The organism is Caballeronia terrestris, assembly GCF_001544515.1.
Classification (GTDB): domain Bacteria; phylum Pseudomonadota; class Gammaproteobacteria; order Burkholderiales; family Burkholderiaceae; genus Caballeronia; species Caballeronia terrestris.
Genome location: NZ_FCOL02000341.1, coordinates 1 through 1,750 on the forward strand (window position 1 = coordinate 1; position 1,750 = coordinate 1,750).

General features: G+C 61.1%; 3 protein-coding genes. 1 reads left to right on the forward strand and 2 read right to left on the reverse strand.

The features are described 5' to 3' along the window. Both AWB67_RS37245 and AWB67_RS37250 read right to left on the reverse strand, forming a co-directional pair. Positions 1-637 (reverse strand): SDR family NAD(P)-dependent oxidoreductase (locus AWB67_RS37245; RefSeq protein ID WP_087660792.1); only part of this gene is annotated, 637 nt, incomplete at its 3' end. Beyond that, entirely contained in the window at positions 627-1,238 is a 612-nt protein-coding gene (locus AWB67_RS37250; protein ID WP_125474223.1) for a hypothetical protein, read from the reverse strand. The genes AWB67_RS37250 and AWB67_RS37245, both read right to left, overlap by 11 nt. Positions 1,239-1,340: 102 nt before the next feature. Here AWB67_RS37250 and AWB67_RS37255 point away from each other — a divergent pair. Beyond that, positions 1,341-1,750 (forward strand): universal stress protein (locus AWB67_RS37255; RefSeq protein WP_159965153.1); only part of this gene is annotated, 410 nt, incomplete at its 3' end.

Here is a 1,750-nt window from a genome sequence, read left to right on the forward strand (position 1 = left end):
GCCGGCCGATGGGAATCTGTGGCAGGATCTTGTCACGCATCACGTCCTGCGGCACCGATTCGATCATTGCGGTCGCAAGGTAGCCGGGCGACACCGTGTTGACCGTCACGCCATGCTTGGCAACTTCGAGCGCAAGCGATTTGGTGAAGCCGTGGATGCCCGCTTTGGCCGCCGCATAATTCGTCTGGCCGAACGCGCCGCGCGAGCCGTTCACCGAGCCAATATTGACGATACGCCCGAAACCACGCTCGACCATTCGGGCAATAATCGGCTTGGTCATATTGAAGAGCGAGTCCAGATCCGTGCGCAGGACGGCATCCCAATTCGCCTTTGTCATGTTGACGAACCTCGCATCGCGAGCGATTCCCGCATTGTTGACAAGCACATCGACAATGCCGACATCGTTGAGCACGCGTTGAGCGCATTCGGCACAGGAGTCGAAGTCCGCGACATCGACCACTTGTGCGTAAAATTGACGGCCATTATCGCTCTCCTGCGCGAGCCACGTTGCAACGTGATCATTGCGTTGCGAATGTGTCACTACCACTGTCATCCCAGCGTCATGCAGCCGCCGGCTGACCGCCGCGCCAAGGCCGCCCGTCCCGCCTGTCACCAGGGCGACGCGCCTAGACGGCATGATGGTCTCCTTTCGCGCCCTGTGCGGGAGCGGTAGGTGCGCCCGCCGCTTGCTGTGCCGCCCGCATGGCGAGCGTGAATCCGTTGACCCAGTCAGGGATGGCGGCCGAGGCGCCGCTCGCCGGTTTCGCATAGCCGCCGGTCCACGCCGACTGCCAATCCTTCAGGATATCGGCGAACGCTTCGCCAACGACCGTTTGATTGCGCATCGCTACCCCCACGCCTTCCTGCCAAAGGCTCACTGTCGCAGCGAAGTACTCGCGCATGACCGTTTGCGTCGCGGTATTGAACTCACCCCAGTCTCTTGCGCGAGCCAGGGCTTCGCGCTCGCTTTCGAGCGCTTCCTTATCGCGTTCGATCCGCCGTACTTGCAGCGTACAGACATGTTGCCGCCACTCCTGCGCGAGCGAGCCAAAACGCAAGGCTAGTCGCAAGTTTGTGCGGCAGATGTCGAACGGGTCGTGAAATTCAATCTCCATGTCCAACTCCTTTTCGGTCGGGGTAGATCGGCCGGGCGACGGCCGGGCTCGCAGAGTCTCAATGTATGCGCCGTGCTCGCGCACTTGTTGACCTGTATCAATCGGAACGTACGACGCCTGCAAGCTGCAGACTGCTTGATCTGCGTCAACGGACACCGCGTCGCGGCCCCTAGACTCGAACCGAGGAAAACACTTAAGCGCTGTTCGACAACCGGAGCCACCTCAATGAGCTACAAAAGCATCGTTGTTCACCTTGACGCGAGCGAGCGCGCGCATCCGCGCCTCGAATTCGCCCTGCGCCTCGCGAAGCGCTTTGGCGCACATCTGACGGGGGCCTACGCGGTTTTCACCCCTGAGCCGCGCTCGTTCTATGTGATGGCCGGTTCAGCCGAGTACTTTGAAAAGCATGATGCGATCCGCAGCGCGCGGCACGGTTCGCTCGAACGACTCTTTCATGCGGAACTGGCCCGCGCGGGTGTGCCGGGCCAATGGGTCGACGTAGAAGGACACGCAAACACCGAGGTATCGCGCCTTGGAAGATGTGCGGACCTGATCGTTGCGGGTCAGGACGATCCGAACGATCCGGAATCGTATATCGGGGACCACTTTCCAGAGACGCTCGTGATGTCCGCAGG